At 53.9% G+C, this 20304-nt stretch carries 19 protein-coding genes; 13 read left to right on the forward strand and 6 right to left on the reverse strand.

What is annotated here, in order from left to right:
• Window positions 1–319 precede the first annotated feature (319 nt).
• The gene (locus tag KOI40_RS03810) at window positions 320–1525 is read left to right on the forward strand and encodes a class I SAM-dependent rRNA methyltransferase (RefSeq protein ID WP_216096143.1); all 1206 of its coding nucleotides are present in this window, start codon (window positions 320–322) and stop codon (window positions 1523–1525) included.
• Here KOI40_RS03810 and KOI40_RS03815 read toward each other — a convergent pair.
• The gene (locus KOI40_RS03815; protein ID WP_216096144.1) at window positions 1522–2688 is read right to left on the reverse strand and encodes an imelysin family protein; all 1167 of its coding nucleotides are present in this window, start codon (window positions 2686–2688) and stop codon (window positions 1522–1524) included. The two genes, KOI40_RS03810 and KOI40_RS03815, sit on opposite strands and share 4 nt — an antisense overlap.
• A 56-nt stretch (window positions 2689–2744) precedes the next feature.
• Window positions 2745–3416: a histidinol-phosphatase gene (locus tag KOI40_RS03820; RefSeq protein WP_216096145.1), complete on the reverse strand. Its 672-nt coding sequence runs from the start codon at window positions 3414–3416 to the stop codon at window positions 2745–2747.
• 332 nt (window positions 3417–3748) lie between these two features.
• Here KOI40_RS03820 and rppH point away from each other — a divergent pair, with 332 nt between their 5' ends.
• Both rppH and ptsP read left to right on the forward strand, forming a co-directional pair.
• Window positions 3749–4345: an RNA pyrophosphohydrolase gene (gene rppH, locus KOI40_RS03825; protein WP_216096146.1), complete on the forward strand. Its 597-nt coding sequence runs from the start codon at window positions 3749–3751 to the stop codon at window positions 4343–4345.
• Between the two features lie 10 nt (window positions 4346–4355).
• A complete protein-coding gene (gene ptsP / locus KOI40_RS03830) occupies window positions 4356–6626 on the forward strand; it encodes a phosphoenolpyruvate--protein phosphotransferase (protein WP_216096640.1) in 2271 nt (756 codons plus the stop codon).
• Between the two features lie 79 nt (window positions 6627–6705).
• Here ptsP and mepK read toward each other — a convergent pair whose 3' ends face one another.
• The 3 genes from mepK to KOI40_RS03845 all read right to left on the reverse strand — a co-directional run bounded on the left by mepK (window position 6706) and on the right by KOI40_RS03845 (window position 10493).
• Window positions 6706–7251: a peptidoglycan L,D-endopeptidase MepK gene (gene mepK, locus KOI40_RS03835; protein WP_233710005.1), complete on the reverse strand. Its 546-nt coding sequence runs from the start codon at window positions 7249–7251 to the stop codon at window positions 6706–6708.
• A gap of 458 nt (window positions 7252–7709) precedes the next feature.
• Window positions 7710–9515, reverse strand: coding sequence for a L,D-transpeptidase family protein (locus KOI40_RS03840; protein WP_216096147.1), 1806 nt, complete (start codon window positions 9513–9515; stop codon window positions 7710–7712).
• A 162-nt stretch (window positions 9516–9677) separates the two neighbouring features.
• Window positions 9678–10493, reverse strand: coding sequence for an NRDE family protein (locus KOI40_RS03845; RefSeq protein WP_216096148.1), 816 nt, complete (start codon window positions 10491–10493; stop codon window positions 9678–9680).
• 162 nt (window positions 10494–10655) lie between these two features.
• Between KOI40_RS03845 and KOI40_RS03850 the strand changes: the two genes are divergently transcribed.
• From KOI40_RS03850 to KOI40_RS03895, 10 genes are all read left to right on the forward strand, one after another.
• On the forward strand, window positions 10656–11462 hold the full coding sequence (locus KOI40_RS03850; protein WP_216096149.1) for a sulfite exporter TauE/SafE family protein: 807 nt from the start codon (window positions 10656–10658) through the stop codon (window positions 11460–11462).
• Between the two features lie 139 nt (window positions 11463–11601).
• Window positions 11602–12459 (forward strand): prolipoprotein diacylglyceryl transferase, encoded by an 858-nt coding sequence (lgt, locus tag KOI40_RS03855; protein ID WP_216096150.1) that lies wholly within the window; start codon window positions 11602–11604, stop codon window positions 12457–12459.
• A gap of 23 nt (window positions 12460–12482) precedes the next feature.
• Window positions 12483–13334 carry a thymidylate synthase gene (locus KOI40_RS03860; RefSeq protein WP_216096151.1) on the forward strand — a complete coding sequence of 284 codons (852 nt, stop codon included), beginning with the start codon at window positions 12483–12485 and terminating at the stop codon, window positions 13332–13334.
• Window positions 13335–13473: 139 nt separating this feature from the next.
• On the forward strand, window positions 13474–13989 hold the full coding sequence (locus KOI40_RS03865) for a dihydrofolate reductase (protein WP_216096152.1): 516 nt from the start codon (window positions 13474–13476) through the stop codon (window positions 13987–13989).
• A gap of 301 nt (window positions 13990–14290) precedes the next feature.
• Window positions 14291–15076, forward strand: coding sequence for a DUF3450 domain-containing protein (locus KOI40_RS03870; protein WP_216096153.1), 786 nt, complete (start codon window positions 14291–14293; stop codon window positions 15074–15076).
• Window positions 15073–16449, forward strand: a complete 1377-nt coding sequence (locus KOI40_RS03875) for a MotA/TolQ/ExbB proton channel family protein (protein WP_233710006.1) — start codon at window positions 15073–15075, stop codon at window positions 16447–16449. Before KOI40_RS03870 ends, KOI40_RS03875 begins: the two co-directional genes overlap by 4 nt.
• Before the next feature lie 10 nt (window positions 16450–16459).
• Window positions 16460–16987, forward strand: a complete 528-nt coding sequence (locus KOI40_RS03880; RefSeq protein WP_216096154.1) for a MotA/TolQ/ExbB proton channel family protein — start codon at window positions 16460–16462, stop codon at window positions 16985–16987.
• Window positions 16988–17030: 43 nt separating this feature from the next.
• The gene (locus tag KOI40_RS03885) at window positions 17031–17435 is read left to right on the forward strand and encodes an ExbD/TolR family protein (RefSeq protein ID WP_216096155.1); all 405 of its coding nucleotides are present in this window, start codon (window positions 17031–17033) and stop codon (window positions 17433–17435) included.
• A 6-nt stretch (window positions 17436–17441) separates the two neighbouring features.
• Entirely contained in the window at window positions 17442–18050 is a 609-nt protein-coding gene (locus tag KOI40_RS03890; RefSeq protein ID WP_216096156.1) for an energy transducer TonB, read from the forward strand.
• 15 nt (window positions 18051–18065) lie between these two features.
• Entirely contained in the window at window positions 18066–19406 is a 1341-nt protein-coding gene (locus KOI40_RS03895; protein WP_216096157.1) for a tetratricopeptide repeat protein, read from the forward strand.
• Between the two features lie 161 nt (window positions 19407–19567).
• On the opposite strand, the gene KOI40_RS03900 is transcribed toward KOI40_RS03895, so the two are convergent.
• Window positions 19568–20275: a Crp/Fnr family transcriptional regulator gene (locus KOI40_RS03900; RefSeq protein WP_216096158.1), complete on the reverse strand. Its 708-nt coding sequence runs from the start codon at window positions 20273–20275 to the stop codon at window positions 19568–19570.
• Between the last annotated feature and the right edge of the window lie 29 nt (window positions 20276–20304).

Consider the following 20304-nt stretch of genomic DNA (forward strand, 5'->3'; position numbering starts at 1 on the left):
AAGCGTGCCATAAGGCTCTAGCAGCTTAGCAGCAATATCTGACTTTAACAGCTGTCTGCGTTCAGCTGTAGTTATTGAGAGCTATTGAGAGTTATTGAGAGTTATTGAGAGTTATTGAGAGCTATTGAGAGCTATTGAGCTGTAGTTATTGAGCTGAAATTATTTGCCAAGGGTGAATACACAACCGGTTTGACTGACGTGACTGGTAGTGCAAGCTAAGCCGGTGCTTTTCGCCTATAATGCGCGCCCGTCGCGCGTCGACGGGCGTTTTATCCACTATCGAATAGCTACCTTCCATCGGATCGCTCCGGAGATTGCCATGACCACCGAGCCAACAACGTTACCGAAACTGATTTTGAAATCGCAGGCCGATCGCCGCCTCAAACGTGGCCACCTGTGGATTTTTTCCAATGAGGTGGATGTTCAGCAATCGCCGCTGAAGTCGTTTGCGGCGGGTGATCAGGTGCTGGTGTGCAATCATCAGGGCAAGGAATTGGCCATTGCCACCATGAACCCCGGCAGTCTGATCTGTGGTCGTATCGTCAATCGCGATGTGGCGCATCCCCTCAACAAGTCACTGCTGGTACACCGTATCAAGCAGGCTCTGGGCTTGCGCGAGGCCTGTTTCAACGAGCCCTACTATCGTCTGATCTACGGCGACAGTGATCTCTTGCCGGGGCTGGTGGTAGACCGCTTCGGTGATTATCTGGTGGTACAGATGGCCACCGCCGGGATGGAAAAACAAAAAGATGCCATTGTGGAAGCGCTGCAGAAGTGTCTCAAGCCGACAGCCATTTTGCTGCGCAACGATCACTCCGCCCGCAGTCTGGAAGGTCTGGACAACTACGTTGAAGCCATCGGTGAAGTCCCCGAAGCCGTAGAGCTGGTGGAGAACGGGGTGCGTTTCCTGGCACCTATCGCCGAAGGACAAAAGACCGGATGGTTTTACGATCACCGTGAGAACCGCGCCATGTTGCAGCGTCTGGCTCCGGGCAAGCGGGTGCTGGATGTGTTTTCCTATGTCGGTGGCTGGGGTGTTCAGGCCGCAGCGGCCGGTGCCAGTGAAGTCGTGTGTGTGGATGCCTCAGAGCAGGCGCTGGAGTGGGTGGGTGAAAACGCTCACCTCAATGGTCTGGATGATCGTATGAAAGGCCTTCACGGCAAGGCGATTCAGGTCTTGAAGGGCTTGATTGAGCAGGGCGAGCAATTTGATATTGTGGTGCTGGACCCGCCGGCGTTTATCAAGCGCAAGAAAGATCAAAAATCCGGCGAAGCTGCTTACCGGCATTTGAACGAGCTGGCCATTCGCCTGCTGGCTCGCGACGGTATTCTGGTGTCTGCGTCCTGCTCCATGCATCTGGAGAAGACCGCGCTGGTGGAAATTGTCCGCGGTGCGGCGCGCCATCTGGATCGCCACGCGCAGATTATTTACCAGGGTGGGCAGGGCGCCGACCACCCGGTACATCCCGCCATTCCGGAAACCGATTACCTGAAAGCCGTATTCGCGCGGGTGTATTTGCCCTAAGCGTCTTCTCCGCTGGAAAACCAGGCCTTCAGCTGCAAAACCTGAGCGTTAAGGGCCTGAATGTTTTCCGCCGTCATGGTGCTCCAGTCTTTATCGGCGTCGCGCAGTGCCGCTGAGGTTTGTTGCAGCCGTGTTGTCAGTGAATCGAGATCACCCTTTGTGTTCAGCCAGTATGCCAGTGGTTGGGCGTTATCATCGTGGTTCAGCAACACGGGTTTCAATCCATCGATCGTGGCGGCCAGCAGTTCTCCCTGACCACCGGCAAAGGCGTTGTGCTGACCGGGTTCTTCGCTTTCTTCAGGCCAATCGTTTTGGGTCGCAGGCAGCTGTTGTTGCACACGCGATAACAGATGTTGAACGCTCTCTCGCCACAGGTGCAGCTGAGTTTGTGGCGGCAATTTGGCGTAGGTGCTGTTGAGACCGCTGGCCGGTTGCGAGAGCTTGTAGCTCAGGGCTTTCATGTCCTCGATCAGCAATTGGGCCTGTAACGACAGCAGGGCTGCGCGCCGCTGATTGGGCAGGTCTCTGGCTTTGACGCCACTCTGTTGTTGCAGTGCGTTGGGGGTGGTCGGCATAAAATCGCTGGCCGGACGCCGGTGGTTTTCACCCCACAGCAGATAGGCAATGGCGTGCAGGCCGAGGCTGACGTCATAGCTGCTGGTGAATCCGTGTTGATCACGGATAGACGGCTCGTCGATGTTTATCACGATGTCGTTGACGAGCCCGCTGTGGGGATAGGCATCAAAGTAATCCAGATAGCCGGGCTCTATGGGCCAGGCGTCCAGCTGAAAATGCGCCTGTCTTAACTGGGCAAACAGTGAGGGGCTGGTATCACCCAGCGAAAACAGCAGTGCCAGTTGTTGCAGCTGGTTGTGTGCAAGCTGCCACTGTTCACGGGCCTGTTGCAGGGTGTCGTCACTGGGTGATTCCACCAGGGCGGTGACGGCCGTTTGCAGCGCCTGAAACTGTGGGGCTATCTGCTGCGGCCAGGTGGACACCAGAGTCCAGCTGTAGCGGGTGCTCAGATCCATGCCTTCAGCTGGAGCGAGAGTGCTGGCGGGCGTGTCTGTTGTGGACGATGAGTCCGGGGCGTCAGATTTTTCACAGCCTGTCAGCAGGATAGAGAGCAGGAGAAACGCAAACAGCGGGCGCAGTGTAACCATCAACCTTGATTCCTCGAGATGCCTGATCGTGTGGTTTGAACCTTGTGGGTTATCGATCAGTCGCGCAGACTGATGACGGGCCAGCCCTGTTGCTCGGCGTGCTGACGCAGAGCGTCATCGGGATCCACAGCCACAGGATTGTCCACTTCCTGCATCAAGGGCAGGTCATTGATGGAGTCGCTGTAGAAGTAGCAGTCGGTCAGGTCACCGTCGAAACCTTTGTCGGCGGCGGTTTTCAGCCACTGATGCAAGCGGGTGATTTTACCGTCCTGAAAACAGGGGGTACCGGTCATCTTGCCGGTGTAGCGGCCATCAATAATTTCGGCATCGGTGGCGAGGATATCGTCCACGCCCAGCGCGGCGGCAATGGGTTTGGTGATAAACCCGTTGGTCGAGGTAATGATCAACAGGTAGTCGCCGTCAGCGCGGTGTTTGGCCAGCAGCGCTTCGGCCTGAGGCAGGCGCATGGGTTCAACCACTTCCAGCATAAACTTTTGGTGCAGGGCTTCCAGCTCCGCGAGGCTGTAACGGGTCAGGGGCTCGAGAGAGAAATTCAGGTAGGCCTGCAGATCCATTTCGCCGCGCTCGTAGTCGGCGTAAAACTGGTCGTTTGCCTGCTTGTACACCACCGGGTCAACCATGCCCTGAGCCACCATAAATTCGCCCCAGCCGTGATCGCTGTCACCGGCGATTAAGGTGTTGTCCAGATCGAAAATAGCCAATCTCACGTGATGTCCTCTTGCGTGTCGTTACAGTCTTTGTTGTTGAATTCAGTATTGAGCCTGAGGTCAGACTCTTTCAAGGTCCGACAGTTGTCCTAAGTGGTTCGATGGTACCAGTTGGCGCGGCCGGAATTGGCGCTAAGGATACAGTAGCCTTCTTATAAGTGTTACTAATGGTGATGTTTTTGTGACAGGAGGAGTGTGTTTGGACGATTCGTGTTTCCCCCAAACATAAAATAAACGTCTAAGTCATTGGCTGCATTGATGAAACTTGTTTGTTTGTGGAACAATAGCCCTTCTATAAGCAGAATTAACAATGTGTGCCTGGGAGGCTTTGAGTGATAGACGCTGACGGTTTTAGGCCCAACGTAGGCATTATACTGACTAACCGTCAGGGTCAGGTTCTTTGGGCGCGTCGTGTGGGAGGCCAGGACGCCTGGCAGTTTCCGCAGGGCGGCATTCAGAAAGACGAAGACCCCGAGCAGGCACTCTACCGGGAATTGCACGAAGAGATCGGCCTGACCCGCAAAGATGTAAAAATTCTGGCTCGCACCCGGGGCTGGCTGCGCTATCGCTTGCCTCGTCGCTTGCTGCGTCATGGCTCCAATCCCCTGTGCATCGGTCAAAAGCAAAAGTGGTTTCTGTTGCAGCTGGAGTCAGACGATGCTGCCATCAGTCTGGTTAACGGCGGCCCTGCCGAGTTCGATCACTGGCGCTGGGTAAGCTACTGGTATCCGCTGGATCAGGTGGTTTCCTTTAAGCGCGACGTTTACCGCCGAGCCATGAAAGAGTTGGTGATGGCGCATTCCGAGCTGGAAGCCCGAATTGACCGCGAGCCGAAAACAGGCAGTGGTCGGGAGTCGCGGGACGCCAAAGGTAGCCGGGGAAACCGGAGTCATCCACGACGGGGCGCAGGTCATGCGATGGGAGGATAAAATGCCAACCATGCTGAACTCCCTGCGCAGTATTGTGCAGGAGGTCAATTCGGCACGAGACCTGGGCTCGGCACTCAATATCATTGTGCAGAGGGTCAAGGCCGTGATGGAGACCCACGTTTGCTCGGCCTACCTGCGCGACGGCAAGGGGCAGTATCTGTTGATGGCTACCGACGGCCTGAATCAGAACGCCGTCGGTCACGTCAGTCTGGGACTGGGCGAAGGTCTGGTAGGTTATGTCGCCCAGCGGGAAGAGCCGATCAATCTCGAGCTGGCCACCGCTCACCCCAAATACCAATATTTTGAAGCCACCGGAGAGGAGCGCTACAGCTCATTTCTGGGGGTGCCCATCATCCACCAGCGACAAGTGCTGGGTGTTTTGGTAATTCAGCAGGTGGACAGCCGCCGTTTCGATGAAGGCGAAGAGGCCTTTTTGGTGACCATGTCGGCGCAACTGGCCGGGGTTATTGCCCACGCAGAAGCCACCGGTGTTCTCAAGGCCATGGGACAAAATGCCCAGGAGGCGCGTTTTAAAGGGGTCGCCGGTTCTCCGGGGATTGCCATCGGCCATGTGGTGGTGATGTCGCCGGCGGCGGATTTGCGCGGCGTGCCCTTCCGCAGCTGTGACGATATCGATGCGGAGCTGGCGTTTTTCCAGCGTTGTCTGGGCTCTGCCCGGGACGATGTGAAAAACCTGGGCAAGCAGTTGGAGCAGCGGCTGAACACACAGGAGCGAGCTCTGTTTGATGCCTACCTGTCGATGCTGGATGACGCCTCATTAGGGGGAGAAGTCACCGAGCGTATTCGTCAGGGGGTCAACGCTGCCTACGCCTGGAGTGAAGTGATTCTCGAGCACGAACGCAATTTCAGCAGCATGAGCGATGCCTACCTGCGCGAACGTGCGGCAGACATTCGCGACCTCGGGCGGCGGGTACTGGCCTATCTGCAGGAGTCTTCCCAGCAGTCTCGGGTCTTTCCCCAGAACGCCATTTTGGTTGGCGAGGAGCTGACGGCGTCCATGCTGGGTGAGGTGCCCAAGGAACAGCTGGCCGGTCTGGTGTCGGTTCAGGGGTCCAGCAACTCCCACGTGGCCATTCTTGCTCGCGCCATGGGCGTGCCCACGGTGATGGGGGCTGTGGATCTGCCCTACACCCAGATTTCCGAGCGCCGGGTGATTGTCGACGGTTACCGCGGCATGCTCTACACCGATCCCAGTGCCAACCTGCTGAAGCATTACGAAGACATTTGCGCCGAAGAGCGCGAGCTGGTCAAGGGGCTGGAAGCCCTGCGCGATCTGCCTTGCGAGACTCTGGATCAGCACCGGGTACCGCTGTGGGTCAACACCGGACTGATGGCCGATGTGGTGCGCTCGCTGGAGCGCGGTGCCGAGGGGGTTGGGCTCTACCGCACTGAAATTCCGTTTTTGCTGCGCGAGCGCTTCCCCAGTGAGGAAGAGCAGCGCCTGATATATCGCGAGCAGCTGGAGGCGTTTGCGCCCCATACGGTCACCATGAGGACTTTGGACGTGGGGGGCGACAAGTCCCTCAGCTATTTCCCCATCGAAGAGGAAAACCCGTTTTTGGGTTGGCGCGGCATTCGCGTCACCCTCGATCACCCGGAGATTTTTCTGGCGCAGATTCGTGCCATGCTGAAGGCCAGCGAAGGCTTGAATAACATGCGTATCATGCTGCCTATGGTGACCAGTGTGGGTGAGCTGGAATCAGCCAAGACCTTGATTTATCGGGCTTTCCATGAGTTGGTGGAAGAGGGGTATCAGCTTGAGCTGCCGCCCATCGGGGTCATGATCGAAGTGCCGGCAGCGGTCTATCAGGCGCGTGAGCTGGCGGCCCGATCCGACTTCCTGTCGGTGGGCAGTAATGATCTGACTCAGTATCTGCTGGCGGTGGATCGCAACAATCCCCGGGTCGCCGATCTGTACGAGCCATTCCACCCCGCCGTGTTGCGAGCCCTGCATCAGGTGGTACGCGATGGGCACAGTCAGGGAGCCAGTGTCGGTATCTGTGGTGAGTTGGCCGGTGACCCCGCTGCTGCGGTGTTGTTAATGGCCATGGGCTACGATGTGCTGTCGATGAACGCCACCAACTTGCCGAAAGTGAAGAAGGTGATTCGCGGGATTACGTTGGAGAAAGCCGAACAGCTGCTGGACGAGGTGATGGCTCAGGAAGACGCTGAGTCGGTGAACCGCTGTCTGGAGCGCGGTTTGGGCAGTGGCCTTACCCGTTTGTTGGGAATGCCGGAATTGCCGGAAGTGATTCACTGAGACTGCCCTTCTGGGCAGCTGTCAAACCACGACCGACAGTGTTCATCATCTCAAGGGCGTCCTGCCCATTTCTTTTCTGTTAACCCCACTGACGGGTGCGGCCGGTATCCAGATGCAGGAAATTGCTTTTCGGGTAGTAGCCAACTCCGCCATTGTGCTGTGCCAGCGCGGCTTTGCGCACCTGGCTCAATTGCTTTTTGGGAAGTCTCAGGTCTATGGCACGGCCCTGCATGTGCAAACTCTTTTTGGCCACGCCACTGCTGGTTTTGTTCAGCATGGCGTTGGTTTTGGGGGAGCGGTAGCCAGAAATAATGTGAATCTCACCGCTGTATTCCATGTTGCGGGTCAGGCTGTGAACCTGATCCAGCAGCAAAGGGTCAATCTGGGCCACGTCACCAGTGCGGTGATCGCGCAGACACGCATTTACTTCCTGCAGGGCTTCAAACTGATATTCCCCTTCGATCCAGTAAGTGCAGCTGACTTTTTCATTGGTGTGGAGGTTGCGCAGGGTGAGAATTTTGCTGCCTTTGGGTTTGCTGTTGCTTGCGAGTGCCAAAGGGCTGTTCAGGGCAAGCCCGGCGAAACCGGCCATGCCTAAAAAGTTGCGTCGTGAGTACATTGTCATAACAGTGGTCTTTCAAGCCTATGGTCTGTTTAGTCTGTTTTTGGGTTTCGGGAAATCTTCGTTTCCGTCATTTCCGTCGTGCAACAGAATCTCTGTTCTGCTTTTCTTCACCTCTGAGGACATTGTTCCCCCGGCTCAGCGATGAATGAAGTTTCGCCGATTATGCCTTTGGGTAGGCACTTTGTATATATTCTGAACGGGTCTTGTGCCTTGGCTCTGTTATAACGGGCCTCGGATGAAGTGACTGAAAGTGCGAAGGTCTAGGGCGAAAGCGGCCATTGTGGGAAGAAATTACACAGAGGAAACAGGTGACTTAGGGATTCTGGTCGGGGGTAATTGGCAAACTGGCTAGCGTTATTCTTTTTGTAAAGAAGTGTAAATGATTGAGTGCTGAGTGGCGAAAAGCGGAAGAAGCTTCTACTGCCAGTCAGGAGTGGACAGGTGTGGAGCGTGTGCGGTTACAGGCTCACGGGTGAGCTGGGAAAATTCACCAGCCGGTCGAGTTTGTAGATGTCGTCCCTAAACTGAATTTGCTGATTGTCATCGACCCAGGTGGTGGCGTAGAACAAATAAATGGGGACATCCTCCATCAAGCGAACATGGCGGGTTTTGCCGCTGTTGAGGGTGTTCTGGATTTTGCCCGGGGTCCAGCGGGTGCCGCTCAGCAGAGCTTGTGCGAGTGCCTGCGGGTGCTCGATGCGGATGCAGCCAGAGCTGATGGTGCGCTTGTCTTTGTTGAACAGCTCCGGAGAGTTGGTGTCGTGCAGATAGATGGAATCGCTGTCAGGAATGCTGAACTTAATGCGTCCCAGTGAATTGTAAGCGCCCGGTTCCTGCCGCAGCCGATAGTGGAAATTGCGACGATTGGCGTTTTCCCAGTCTATGCTGCTGGCGGGAATCGGGGTGGTGCTGTTCCAGTCCTCAAAGATGCGAATGTGCTTCTTGTCCAGGTACTCCGGATCTTTGCGTTGCTCTGGCAGCATGTCATTGACCACCAGCCGGCGAGGCACGTTCCAGTAAGGGTTGAACACCAGCGTGCTGACGTGCTTTTGCATCACCGGTGTGGGGCGATAGCTCTTGCCGATGATGATCCGCATATCCAGTTCCACCTCATGGTTGGTGACCAGCTGCAGCTTGTATTCGGTCATGTTGACCCACAGATAGCGCTCACCGAGGTCTCGTGGCAGCTCTCGCCAACGCTTCATATTGAAGGCAATCTGGCGCACCCGGTAGTCGGGGGAGATATTCAGAACCCGGCGAGTCTCGGGGCCGGCACGGCCATCGACAGTGAGGCCGTGGCGCCGCTGGAATTGCCGCAGGGCGAGTTCCAGCCCCTCATCAAAGGTGTTGTAGATGACTTCCTGCTGCTGTTCCGTAGGCTGTTGCTTCAGCCAGCGGGTGAACAGCCCCGGTTGATCCGGTTGATAGTCTCCGTAGAGCGTCAACAGGTCGCGCAGCTGGCCGACGCGGCTCTCCAGCATCCCCAGTTCCAGCGTCGGGCCGCTCTCAAGTGGTCGCCAGTTACCTTCGTCCATCGCCTGAAAACGGTTCAACGCCTCTCTGAGCCGGAGATATTGGGGGTGGTTGGGAGCCATCTCCAGCAGCAATTGGTAGAGTTGTTCCGAGGTCTTCAGGCGGCTCAGGACATTGATAAGCTCTTCGTGATTGGGTGGGTTGCCGTCAGGCGATCGGGAAGACTTGACGTATCCGGTCTTTTGCAGGGATTTCAGGTGGCGCTGCATATTGGAGGGGTGCAGTTTCTCGCTGAAGAGGTCGTCGGTATACGAGACAAACGCATCCGTCATCAGCATGTCCAGGGCGTTCAGGGCTTCCGGATCGGGGTCGCTCGCCTGCCAGTGTTGCTGAATCAGCTTCAGGTGATAGGGGTAGCGATAGATGCGGTCGGCACTGGTTTCGTTGAGGATCTGCAGCAGCAGCTGACCGGCTTCAGATAATTGTTCGTCCTCCAGCCACAGTGGTTGGTAGTCGCTGTTGGCGTAAATCCTTGCCAGTGTGGGGGTGTGATTCAATGGGAATTCCGACAGCAGACGATCGCTGTCTTCAAAGAACCAGTGACGAAGGCCGCTGCCCTCTGTATTAACCAGACTGCTGACTTCAGAATCCGAACTCAACCGGGCGGTTTCGGGACTCCCCGAAGACGCGCAACCGGTCAAAAGGCTGGCGCACACCAGGGCTGTCAGGATCGGCTGGATAACCCCCTGCCTGCACCATCCGAGGTTGATAGCACGGGGGGTTGGAGGCATTGTCGGGGGCTGTGTTCTCATACCCCAAGTATGGAACAGCGTGTTGATTTTGCGGCGGGATTTACAATTCTTTCCGGAAATATAAAAAACTGTTCTAACAGCGTAAATGAAGGCTAAATATCGGTTTTTAAATCTGCTGTTTTGGGCATTAAACGGAATGATTTAAATAACAAATTCCCGAACTTCCAGGGCGGGTTTGTCTCTTGATCCCTCTGTGGGGGGCGGCGGTGTAAAGCTCTTTTCCAGAAAGTGGATCCGACCGCTGCGGTGGAACAGAACCAGCGTGGAAGCGCGGGTGCCGTAGTCGGGAATGGGAGCGTCCCCCGTCGCGGGGCAGGCAATAAAGCGTGAAGACAGGGCTCGTTCTTTATCCAAAGGAATGCCGGTGTCGGGCAACTGGTCCAGCGGTGCCAGGGTGTCATCGGCCAGCAGGTTGAGCAAATCCGCTTTGCGCTCATCGAGTTGCTGCCAGTTGCGCTCCAGCAATTCAGAGAGCATTGCCTTGCCTGAATCCACCTTGGGCCAGGGACTGTTCAGTCCGCCATTGCTCAGTCCGTAGACACCCGCCTGGAGCTCTTGAGTATGGGTCTGATGGCGGTTCGATGCATAAAACAGCTGTTGCGGGGTGCCGGCCAGTAAATTAAATCCATGGTACAGATCTTGGCGGTTGGCGATCTGTTGCAGGGCATCGGTGGTGCTGGCATGGCGCAGGCAGTCTGTGACCAGCTCCCCGCGAGAGCCCGGTCGTGCCTGAGTGTCGAGACCATTGCGGACATTGGTGACGGCGGCGAAGCGCGCCTCACGGTTGATTCCCAGCCAGGTGCCGCCGGCTTGAAGGTCTCTGCCGGCCAGCAAGTCCGGCTGATCTTCCCAAAACTCGGCAAACCGGGTTGGGCGGGCAAAAAACTCATCGCGGTTGGCGGCGACGATCAGTGGGTACTCGCGGTGGCAGCGCAGGGCAAAAAGAATCAGGCACATAGGGTTTCTGCAGAGGTGATGTGTGGTGCGGTCGTATTTTAAGCCGAAAGGTTCAGCAGGCTCATGGTGATGATTAAGGGATAGGATGCCATATCTGGCTGGCCATTGTCGCATCCTGCCCCGATAATGGCGCTGAATTTTCACAGGGGCATTGAGAGATAAATGCTGACAACGTTGATAGTGTTTGCCGCAGTGGGGATCGCGGCGGGTTTGATTGCGGGGCTGTTCGGTCTTGGCGGCGGGGTGGTGATGGTCCCGGCTATGATTTACACCTTTGGTGTGTTGGTGTTTCCTCAAGAGGTGACGGTTCATCTGGCGGTAGGTACCTCACTGGCGTGCATCGTGGTGACGGCGACCGTGGCCAGCTGGACGCACTGGCAAAAAAAGGCTGTTGATCCGGCGCTGTTGAAGCCCCTGGTGCCGGGCGTGATTGTCGGTGCCTGGCTTGGTGGCGTGCTGGCAGCCCAGCTTGAAGGGCATGCTTTGAAGTTGGCGTTTGCGGTGTTTCTGATTTTCGTAGCCATCACCATGCTCAGAACCGTGCCAGCCGAGGGAGCCAGTTTGACCGGACGATTGAAACTGGGTTTGTCTGCAGTGGTCATCGGTGGTTTTTCATCTCTGTTTGGGGTTGGGGGTGGTTCCATGACGGTGCCCTATTTGCGCTTTTATGGTGTCATGATGTCGCGAGCCGTGGCGACCTCTGCCGCGTTGGGGCTACCAATTGCCCTGTCCGGGGCGATTTCCTATATGGTGCAGGGCTGGGGGCGGTCGGAGCTGCCTCAGTGGTCGCTGGGTTATGTGTACTTGCCTGCATTTTTAGGGCTGGTAATCTGCAGCGCGCCGGCATCCCGTCTCGGCGCCAAACTGGCTCACCGCTTACCGGCCGAACGTCTGCAGAAAGCGTTTGCTGTCGTTCTGCTGCTGGTTGCTGCACAGCTGTTGGTCAGTGGTATGATGTCTGCCACTTAGGGGGGATTTCTGGATATTGCTCTCACTGTCCGTAACCGGTAATGGTTACAGGAAGGACATTGACAGCCGGTATATTATGGCTGTGTACGCGGCTACACTCACTCGTTAAATATTGACTCACAACAAGCAAGCAGGATTTATGCTGACTTACCCGGATTTTGACCCCATTGCAGTTGCCATCGGTCCCTTTGAGGCGTTTGGAAAGACCCTGGGCCCGCTGGAAGTACACTGGTACGGCATCATGTATCTGCTGGGGTTTGCCTGTGCCTGGTTTCTGGCCATGCGCCGCACCCGCAGACCGGATTCGCCCATCCAGTCCTCCCAGATCGAGGATCTGATTGTCTATGGCGCCATGGGCGTGGTACTCGGCGGACGCTGCGGCTACGTGCTTTTCTACCACTTTGACCGCTTCCTTGACGATCCGGTCTGGCTGTTCCGGGTGTGGGAGGGCGGTATGTCATTCCACGGAGGTTTGCTCGGTGTGCTGTTGGCCATGGCTCTCTATGCTCGCAAGATTCAGGTGCCCTATTTCAGCCTGACGGATTTTATTGCTCCTCTGGTGCCACTGGGTCTGGGTTTTGGGCGTCTGGGCAATTTTATTGGGCAGGAACTGTGGGGGCGCGCTACTGATGTCTCCTGGGCCATGGTCTTCCCCAAGGATCCGTTGCAGCTGGCTCGACACCCGTCACAGCTGTATCAGGCGGCGCTTGAGGGCCTGGTGTTGTTTGTGGTGTTGATGTGGTTTTCCGCCAAGCCCCGTCCGCGGATGGCGGTGAGTGGACTGTTTCTGCTGCTGTACGGCAGCTTCCGCTTCCTGGTGGAATTTTTCCGCGAGCCGGACAGCTTTATCGGCTTTGATGCCTTTGGCTGGATGACCCGCGGCCAGCTGCTCAGTTCGCCCATGATTGTGCTTGGCCTGTTGTTGCTGGTGCTGGCGTACCGCAGCCAGTCGACCCCTGCCAGCGAGGCGGGTGCTGCTAAAGCCAACGTTCGATAACACAGGATTACAGAGAGAAGGTTATGAAACAGTACCTGGATTTGTGCCGACGCATTATTCAAGAGGGCCACTGGGTTGAAAACGAGCGTACCGGCAAGCGCTGTCTCACCGTCATCAATGCGGATATGACCCATGATGTCGGCAGCAATCAATTCCCGCTGGTGACGACTCGCAAAAGTTACTGGAAAGCGGCTATCGCCGAATTGTTGGGCTATTTGCGCGGCTATGACAACGCGGCAGATTTTCGCCAGCTCGGTTGTAAAACCTGGGACGCCAACGCCAACGAAAATGAGGCCTGGCTGAACAATCCCCACCGTCGGGGTGAGGACGATATGGGACGCGTCTACGGTGTGCAGGGGCGGCGCTGGCAAAAGCCGGACGGCGGGCATGTGGACCAGCTGCGCAAGCTGATCGATGACCTGTCCCGCGGAATTGATGATCGCGGTGAGATTTTGTCCTTCTACAATCCCGGTGAATTCCATATGGGGTGTCTGCGTCCGTGCATGCACACTCACAACTTCTCCCTGCTGGGCGATACGCTGCATCTGACTTCATACCAGCGTTCCTGCGATGTACCACTGGGGCTCAACTTCAATCAGATTCAGGTATTTACCCTGCTCAAGCTGGTGGCCCAAATGACCGGTCACAAGCCCGGCATGGCCTATCACAAGATTGTGAATGCTCACATTTATGAGGATCAGCTTGAGTTGATGCGCGATGTTCAGTTGAAGCGTGAACCCTTTGCGCCACCTCAGTTGCATATCAACCCGGACATCAAATCCCTCGAGGATCTGGAAACCTGGGTGACCCTGGCGGATTTTGAAGTGACCGGTTACCAGTACCACGAGCCGATCGCCTATCCGTTTTCGGTGTAGCGGTTTTCAATTACTTCTTCTATATATCATTTCACTCCTGCGGGGTGCACATGTCTTGCTCCGCAGGCTTCTGGTTGCGGACTGTGTCTTTCACAGGCCGGTGACCTAAAAGAAGCAGCCTTAAAAAACAGGAAACTTCATGACGGATGCACAACCCCGACCCCGGCTCGCACTGATTGTGGCGCAGGCCGAAAATCGTGTGATAGGCCTCAATAACGAAATGCCCTGGCATTTGCCCGAAGATTTGCAATATTTCAAACGGGTGACGCTGGGCAAGCCCATCATCATGGGGCGCAAAACCTTCGAATCCATAGGTCGTCCATTGCCCGGTAGAACTAATATCGTGATTACGCGTCAAACAGATTGGCGTGCGGATGGGGCTCAAGTCGTCGACAGTCTGGACGCTGCGATTGAGCGCGCTGCTCAGGAGTCGCCTGAAGAAATCATGGTTATCGGCGGTGCTCAGATTTATGAGGCCAGCTTACCGCTGGTGGATCGGGTGTATCTCACTCAGATTCATCAAAGCTTTGAGGGCGATGCTTTTTTTCCGGAGTTAGGTGACGCTTGGTATGTCAAAAACTGTGAAGCTGGTCTGTCCGGGAACAGCGGACTTTCCTACTCTTTTTTGACGTTGGAGCGTGTTACCAATCGTTAACTTTATCAGTGCGATAAAAAATAGTTTGCTAATGTAAGTGTTTACTTCGGCTTCTGCCATTGTTTATGCACGCTATTGGGGAGTGATGTTACCCATTGCCCCTTGTTAAAAAAACGATGTGTTACTTTTTGTGATACTAATTTACTCATAGGGCACCTGACATGGATTAACCATTGAATGTTTATGGCCGCTGTTATTAAATGGCCAGCTTCAAATTATTGCCTGTGGCAGTAAATAATGAAAAAGAGCGGCCTAACCGGTCGCAAATGAGTTGATTGTACGCACCCACACTGGGGGATTTATGAAGAAGCAGCGATTAAAAGCCGTGGCGCTGTCCACCGTGCTTTCTGCTGGCGCGCTGATTGGCAGCGTCGCTCAAGCGGACCAAACGTTGAATTCCATTCTGCAAGTCGGTGAGCAGAAAGTTAAACTTGCTCAAACCTCTCAGCAAAAGATCGACAAGATCGCTGAGCAAACTTCCAGCCTGCTGAATGATTTCAAAGTCGTAAACAAACAAATCGAAGGTTTGCGCGTTTACAACGCCCAGCTGGAAAAGCAGATTGCCAACCAGTTGGAAGTTATTGCTCAGTTGGATGAGTCCATCGATAACGTTACCGTCATGGAGCGTCAGGTTCAGCCTCTGATTCTGAAAATGCTCGACGGTCTGGAGCAGTTTGTTGCTCTGGATGTTCCTTTCCACAAAGAAGAGCGCGAAGAGCGTTTGGAAATGCTGCGTAACAACCAGGAGCGCGCGGATATCTCGGTTTCCGAGAAGTTCCGTCAGGTTCTGGAAGCTTACAAAATTGAATCTGAGTACGGTCGCAAGATCGATACTTACGAAGATACTCTGCAGGTAGATGGTCAAGAGCGTGAAGTTAACATTCTGCGCGTAGGCCGTGTTGCCCTGATGTATCAAACCAAGGATACCGAATTGTCCGGTGCCTGGGATCAGCGTCAGAAAGCCTGGGTCGAGCTGGACTCTGGTGAGTACCGCAGTGCCATCCTGAAAGGGATTCGCATTGCTAAGAAGCAAGCTTCTATCGACGTTCTGAAACTGCCAGTGTTGGCTCCGGAGGCAGCGCAATGAAAATGAATTTTGCTAAAAGCTGCCTGGTAGCGGCAGTTGCCGGTTTGTTAGGTTCCGGCGTTGTAATGGCACAGGAAGAAAAGGCTCAGTCTCTGGACCAGCTGCTGAACATGGTTCAGAAAAGCAAGGTTTCCGAGTCTGCCGAGCATCGCAAGCGCGAAGCTGAGTTCCGTCGTCAGAAGGCCAACCAGCAAGAGCTGCTGAATCAGGCCAAGCAAACCAAGGCGAACGAAGAAAAACGTTCTGAAGTCCTGGAAGAGAAATACGCACAGCAAGAACTGGACGTTTCTGCCAAGCGTGCCCAGCTGCAAGATCGTTTGGGTTCTCTGAAAGAGCTGTTTGGTCACCTGACTTCAACCGCTGGTGATCTGCGTACTACTCTGAGTACTTCTATCGTTTCTGCTCAATACCCTGGTCGCGCAGCGTTCCTGGATACACTGATCGAAAAAATGAACAGTGCTACCCAGCTGCCAACCATCGAAGAGATCGAGCGTCTGTGGTACGAAATTCAGCGTGAGACAATCGAAGACGGTAAAGTTGTTAAGTTCAGCGGTACTGTAATCAAGCCTGACGGTGAGCAAGCGACTCAGGATGTTGTTCGTATTGGTAACTTCCAGTTGCTGTCTGACGGTCAATACCTCGAGTACTCTCCGAAGAGCGAAAGCATGGCTGAGCTGACTCGTCAGCCTTCTGGTCTGGCTGCCGGTGCCATGGCTCTGCAGAACTCTACCGACGGTTTCACCCGTGTGGGTATCGACCCAACTGGTCCTACCGGTGGTTCTTACCTTGCTGCTCTGATCAACAGCCCTTCACTGGTTGAGCGCTGGCATCAAGGTGGCCTCGTAGGCTACATCATCTCTGCAGTTGGTGTGTTCGCAATGTTGTTGGCTATCTGGCGCTTCATCGTGCTGGCCGGTATCAGCAGCAAAGTAAACGCCCAGTTGAAATCAACTTCTGCCAATACCAATAACCCACTGGGTCGCGTATTGAAAGTCGCTGAAGATAACAAAGGTCTGGACGGTGAGTCTCTGGAACTGAAACTGGAAGAGGCTACTCTGAAAGAGCGTCCAGCGATCGAATCCGGTCTGAACCTGCTGAAAATCATCTCTATGGTAGCCCCTCTGCTGGGTCTGCTGGGTACCGTAACCGGTATGATCATCACCTTCCAGGCGATTACGATCTTCGGTGCGGGTGATCCAAAAGCCATGGCGGGTGGTATCTCCGGTGCACTGGTAACCACAGTTCTGGGTCTGGTAGTTGCAATCCCGACTGTACTGATGCACACCTTAGTTAACGGCCGTGCCAAGCGTGTTCTCCATATTCTGGACGAGCAGAGCGCTGGTATCATCGCTGAAAACGCGGAACGTAAGTAGGAGATAGCGCATGTTGGCATTGATGGACGCACTAGCAGCCATTAAGGCCTTTGTGGCTCAGGGCGGTGATGTATTGTTGTTGATCGCCGCACTGACCTTCGTCATGTGGACTCTGATTTTTGAACGTGTGTGGTATTTCCACGGAGCCTTGAAGAAAGATGTTCAGGGCGCCCTGGACACCTGGGAAGCGCGCTCCGAGCGCAAATCCTGGAATGCCCACCAAGTTCGTTATGCACTGATTTCCCGCGTATCTGAAAAGGTAAACGTGAACATGGATATGGTTGCCACTCTGGTGGCACTGGCACCCCTTCTGGGGCTGCTGGGTACCGTAACCGGTATGATTGAAGTGTTTAACGTACTGGCTGTAACTGGTGGTGGTGATGCTAAATCCATGGCTGGTGGTGTATCCAAAGCAACAATCCCGACTATGGCGGGTATGGTTGCTGCACTATCAGGCGTATTTGGTAACACTTACATTACCCGTACTGCAGAGCGTGAAAATCAGCTGCTTGAAGACCACTTGACGATGGACCATTAAGGCTTGAAGTTAAAAGCATTAACCGGTTACTAAGAGAGTTATCATGGGCAGAAGAAATAAGGCAGCTGAAGAAGAAGCACAAGCCATCGACTTAACGCCGATGCTCGACGTGGTTTTTATCATGTTGATCTTCTTCATCGTTACCGCTTCTTTTATTAAGGAAGCCGGCATTGAAATTGATCGCCCTGAGGCGACAACCGCGATGCTGAAAAAGAATGCCAACATTCTTATCGCTGTCAGCTCTAGTAATGAAGTCTGGATCGACAAATCCCGTGTAGATATTCGTTCTGTCAAAGGCAGTATCGAGCGTCTGCACGCGGAGAACCCAAAAGGTGCTGTCGTAATCCAGGCGGACGATGATTCCAATATCGAGACCCTGACCAAAGTCGCGGAAGCGGCTCGTGAGGCAGGTGTATTGGATGTTTCTGTATCTACTGAGAAGAAATAGAGCGCTATGAATGTTGCAAGATTACTATTGGCAGGGTTGCTGGCGGCAGCCACAACCTTCGGCCTGCTGTTTTTGATGCATGCATTGATTGAAGCTAACAATAAGCCACCCGAAGCCGGGGAAGAGCGTAAAGTAGCGGATATTCTGATGCCTGAGCGTCAAATCGAAACGCAGTACGAGACCGAGAAACCGGAGAAACCGGAAGACCCGGAAGAGCCACCACCCGATATGCCAGAGCCCGATTTTGACCAACCTGAGGTCAGTCCCGATGCTTTGAATATGTCGGCTCCACGAGTTAAGCCAAACCTGAACGTTAAAGGTGTAGGCGGCTTTGGATCAGATGGTGAGTATCTACCAATTGTGAAGGTTCAGCCGAACTATCCACGCCGGGCTTTATCACGGGGTATCGAAGGTTATGTAATTGTTGAGTTCACTGTAACGGCAAACGGTTCTGTAAGAGATCCTGTCGTTGTGGAAGCTGATCCGCCAAATATCTTCGACAGTGCAGCTATGAAAGCGGCGTTGAAGTTTAAGTACAAGCCTCGTGTTATTGATGGCGAAGCGGTAGAAGTTCCAGGCGTACGCAACAAAATTACCTTTGCTATTGCCAAGTAAACAATGGGAAAGACTATGAAGATGACGGCTAAGGTTTTGAAGCTCGTCAGACAATCTCTGCTGGTGGCGCCGATGGCATTGGCGCCCGCAGCCTCGAGTGTTGTACTGCAATCCCTGGGGATGAACGCACTGCCGTCAGGTAGCGTGTTCGCTCAGGAAGGCGAGGAAAAGCCTCAATACAAGACGAAAAAATCATACTCATTGCGTCAGCCCGTATTTAAAGACTTCGCAAAGGTTCAGGAAAAGACCGATGCGAATGACTGGAAAGGGGCTCTTGTTGTCCTGAAGGATCTTGAGGCAAAGAGCGGTAAGTACACCAGTTTTGAAAAAGCTAACCTGTGGAACTACTACGGTTGGGTTTACTATTCTCTGGAAAATTACCCGCAGTCTATCCGTTATTACGAAAAAGTACTGGCGGAACCCGAGCTGAGTGATGCTCTGCAGTTGGGTACCTTATATACCTTGGCACAGCTGAAATTTGTGCAAGAGGATTATCGCGGTGCCGTTAATCTGTTGCAAAAATGGATGAAACTGCAGCCTATCGTCGGTGCGGATGCTTACGTATTGCTGGCGCAGGGTTATTATCAGCTTGACGATATGAAGTCAGCGCTGAAAAATATCAACACTGCTGTCAGTGATTATGAAGGCAAGGGTAAAGTGCCTAAAGAAAACTGGTACACCCTGCAGCGTGCGATTTACTACGATCAAGGTAACAACAAGAAAGTTATCGAGATCCTGCAAAAGCTCGTTCGCCATTATCCGAAGGCCACCTACTGGAAGCAGCTTTCCGGTATGTACGGTCAGGTTGAGCAAGAGAAAAATCAACTTTACGCACTGGATGTTGCCTACCTGATGGGTGCTCTGGACAAAGAAAAAGAGTTGATGAATCTGGCTTACCTGAACATGGGTCAGGATGTGCCGAACAAGGCGGCTCGCATCATTGAAAAAGGCATGAAAGAAGGCAAGATCGAGAAGACTTCCAAAAATCTGGAAGTGTTGGCGACCGCCTTGCGCCTTGGACAGGATGTGAAAGAGTCGATTCCAGTGATGGAGCAGGCTGCTCAAAAGTCTGACAAAGGTGATTTGTACGCTCGCCTGGCCGGTATTTACCTGGACAGCGATCAAAACAAAAAAGCTTTGGAAGCTGGCTCTAAAGCTTACAAGCGTGGCAGTATCAAACGCCCTGATCAGTTGCAAATCGTTATGGGAATGGCCAATGCCAACCTGAAACGTTACGACGCGGCAATCAAAGAGTTTGAAAAAGCGGCGAAAGATAAGCGCAGTAAGAAATTTGCGGTTCAGTGGATCGAGTTCTGTAAGAACGAGAAGAAGCGTGAAGAGTCGCTGAAAATCTAAAGATAAACACCCATTTATGTAATCCATAAATGGGTGTTTTGATGTGGCTCACAAGGCCACATCATTCTCCTTCCATTTTTCACCGTCCGGTGATGTTTTCCTCGATTTGATTATTCTGTTGGTGCTTTACCTGTCTCGTGTAGAGTGGCTGACTTCTCGTTTTAGCTGTCGGATGCTTCACTTAGTGCGTCCTGATCCAGCAGTATCACCTTGCGATAACCCACATCAATCAAGCCGGCGGCCTGCCAGCGCTTAAGGGCTTTGTTAACGTGCTGTCGGCTGACGCCCAGAGTTGCAGCGAGCTCATCTTGCGACACGTCGATCTCGCATTGGGCTGATTGTGTTCGGGATTGATTTTTGGCCATAAATAGCAATCGCTTCGCCAATTGTTGAGGCAGTTCCAGGCTGGTTGAATCCTGATGGATGTTCACCAATGACCTGAGTCGATGAGAGAGAAATTGCAGCATGCTGCTTATGATGGCGGGATGCTCGCGACACAAAACGTTGTATTGCTTGCGGTTGAGAACCGCCAGGGTGCAGTCGGTGCTGGCCGTGGCAATGTTTTGCCGGGGAAGTTCATCGACAAAGCTTAGCTCACCAAATGTGCAGCCTCGCGGCATGGTGCTGATGGCGATGTCTTTGCCTGACAGAGCCGAGTTGCTGAGACGAACATTGCCCTGTATTACCGTATAAATTTCATTGGTGGGCGAGTGGTGGGAATAGATGGTGTCATGGCGTCTAAAATTTTGAATTTCCATCGCACCAATAACTTCCGGTTGCAGTTCTTCGGGTAGGTAATAAACCCATTGTTCAGACGAGTGGATTGGGTAGTCGGAAATTTTGTCGGGCAAAGCTGAAAATCTGGTCATGGAGTCGAGTGATCACCTTGTGAAATCCC

The organism is Pseudomaricurvus albidus (assembly GCF_018863235.1).
Classification (GTDB): domain Bacteria; phylum Pseudomonadota; class Gammaproteobacteria; order Pseudomonadales; family Cellvibrionaceae; genus Pseudomaricurvus; species Pseudomaricurvus albidus.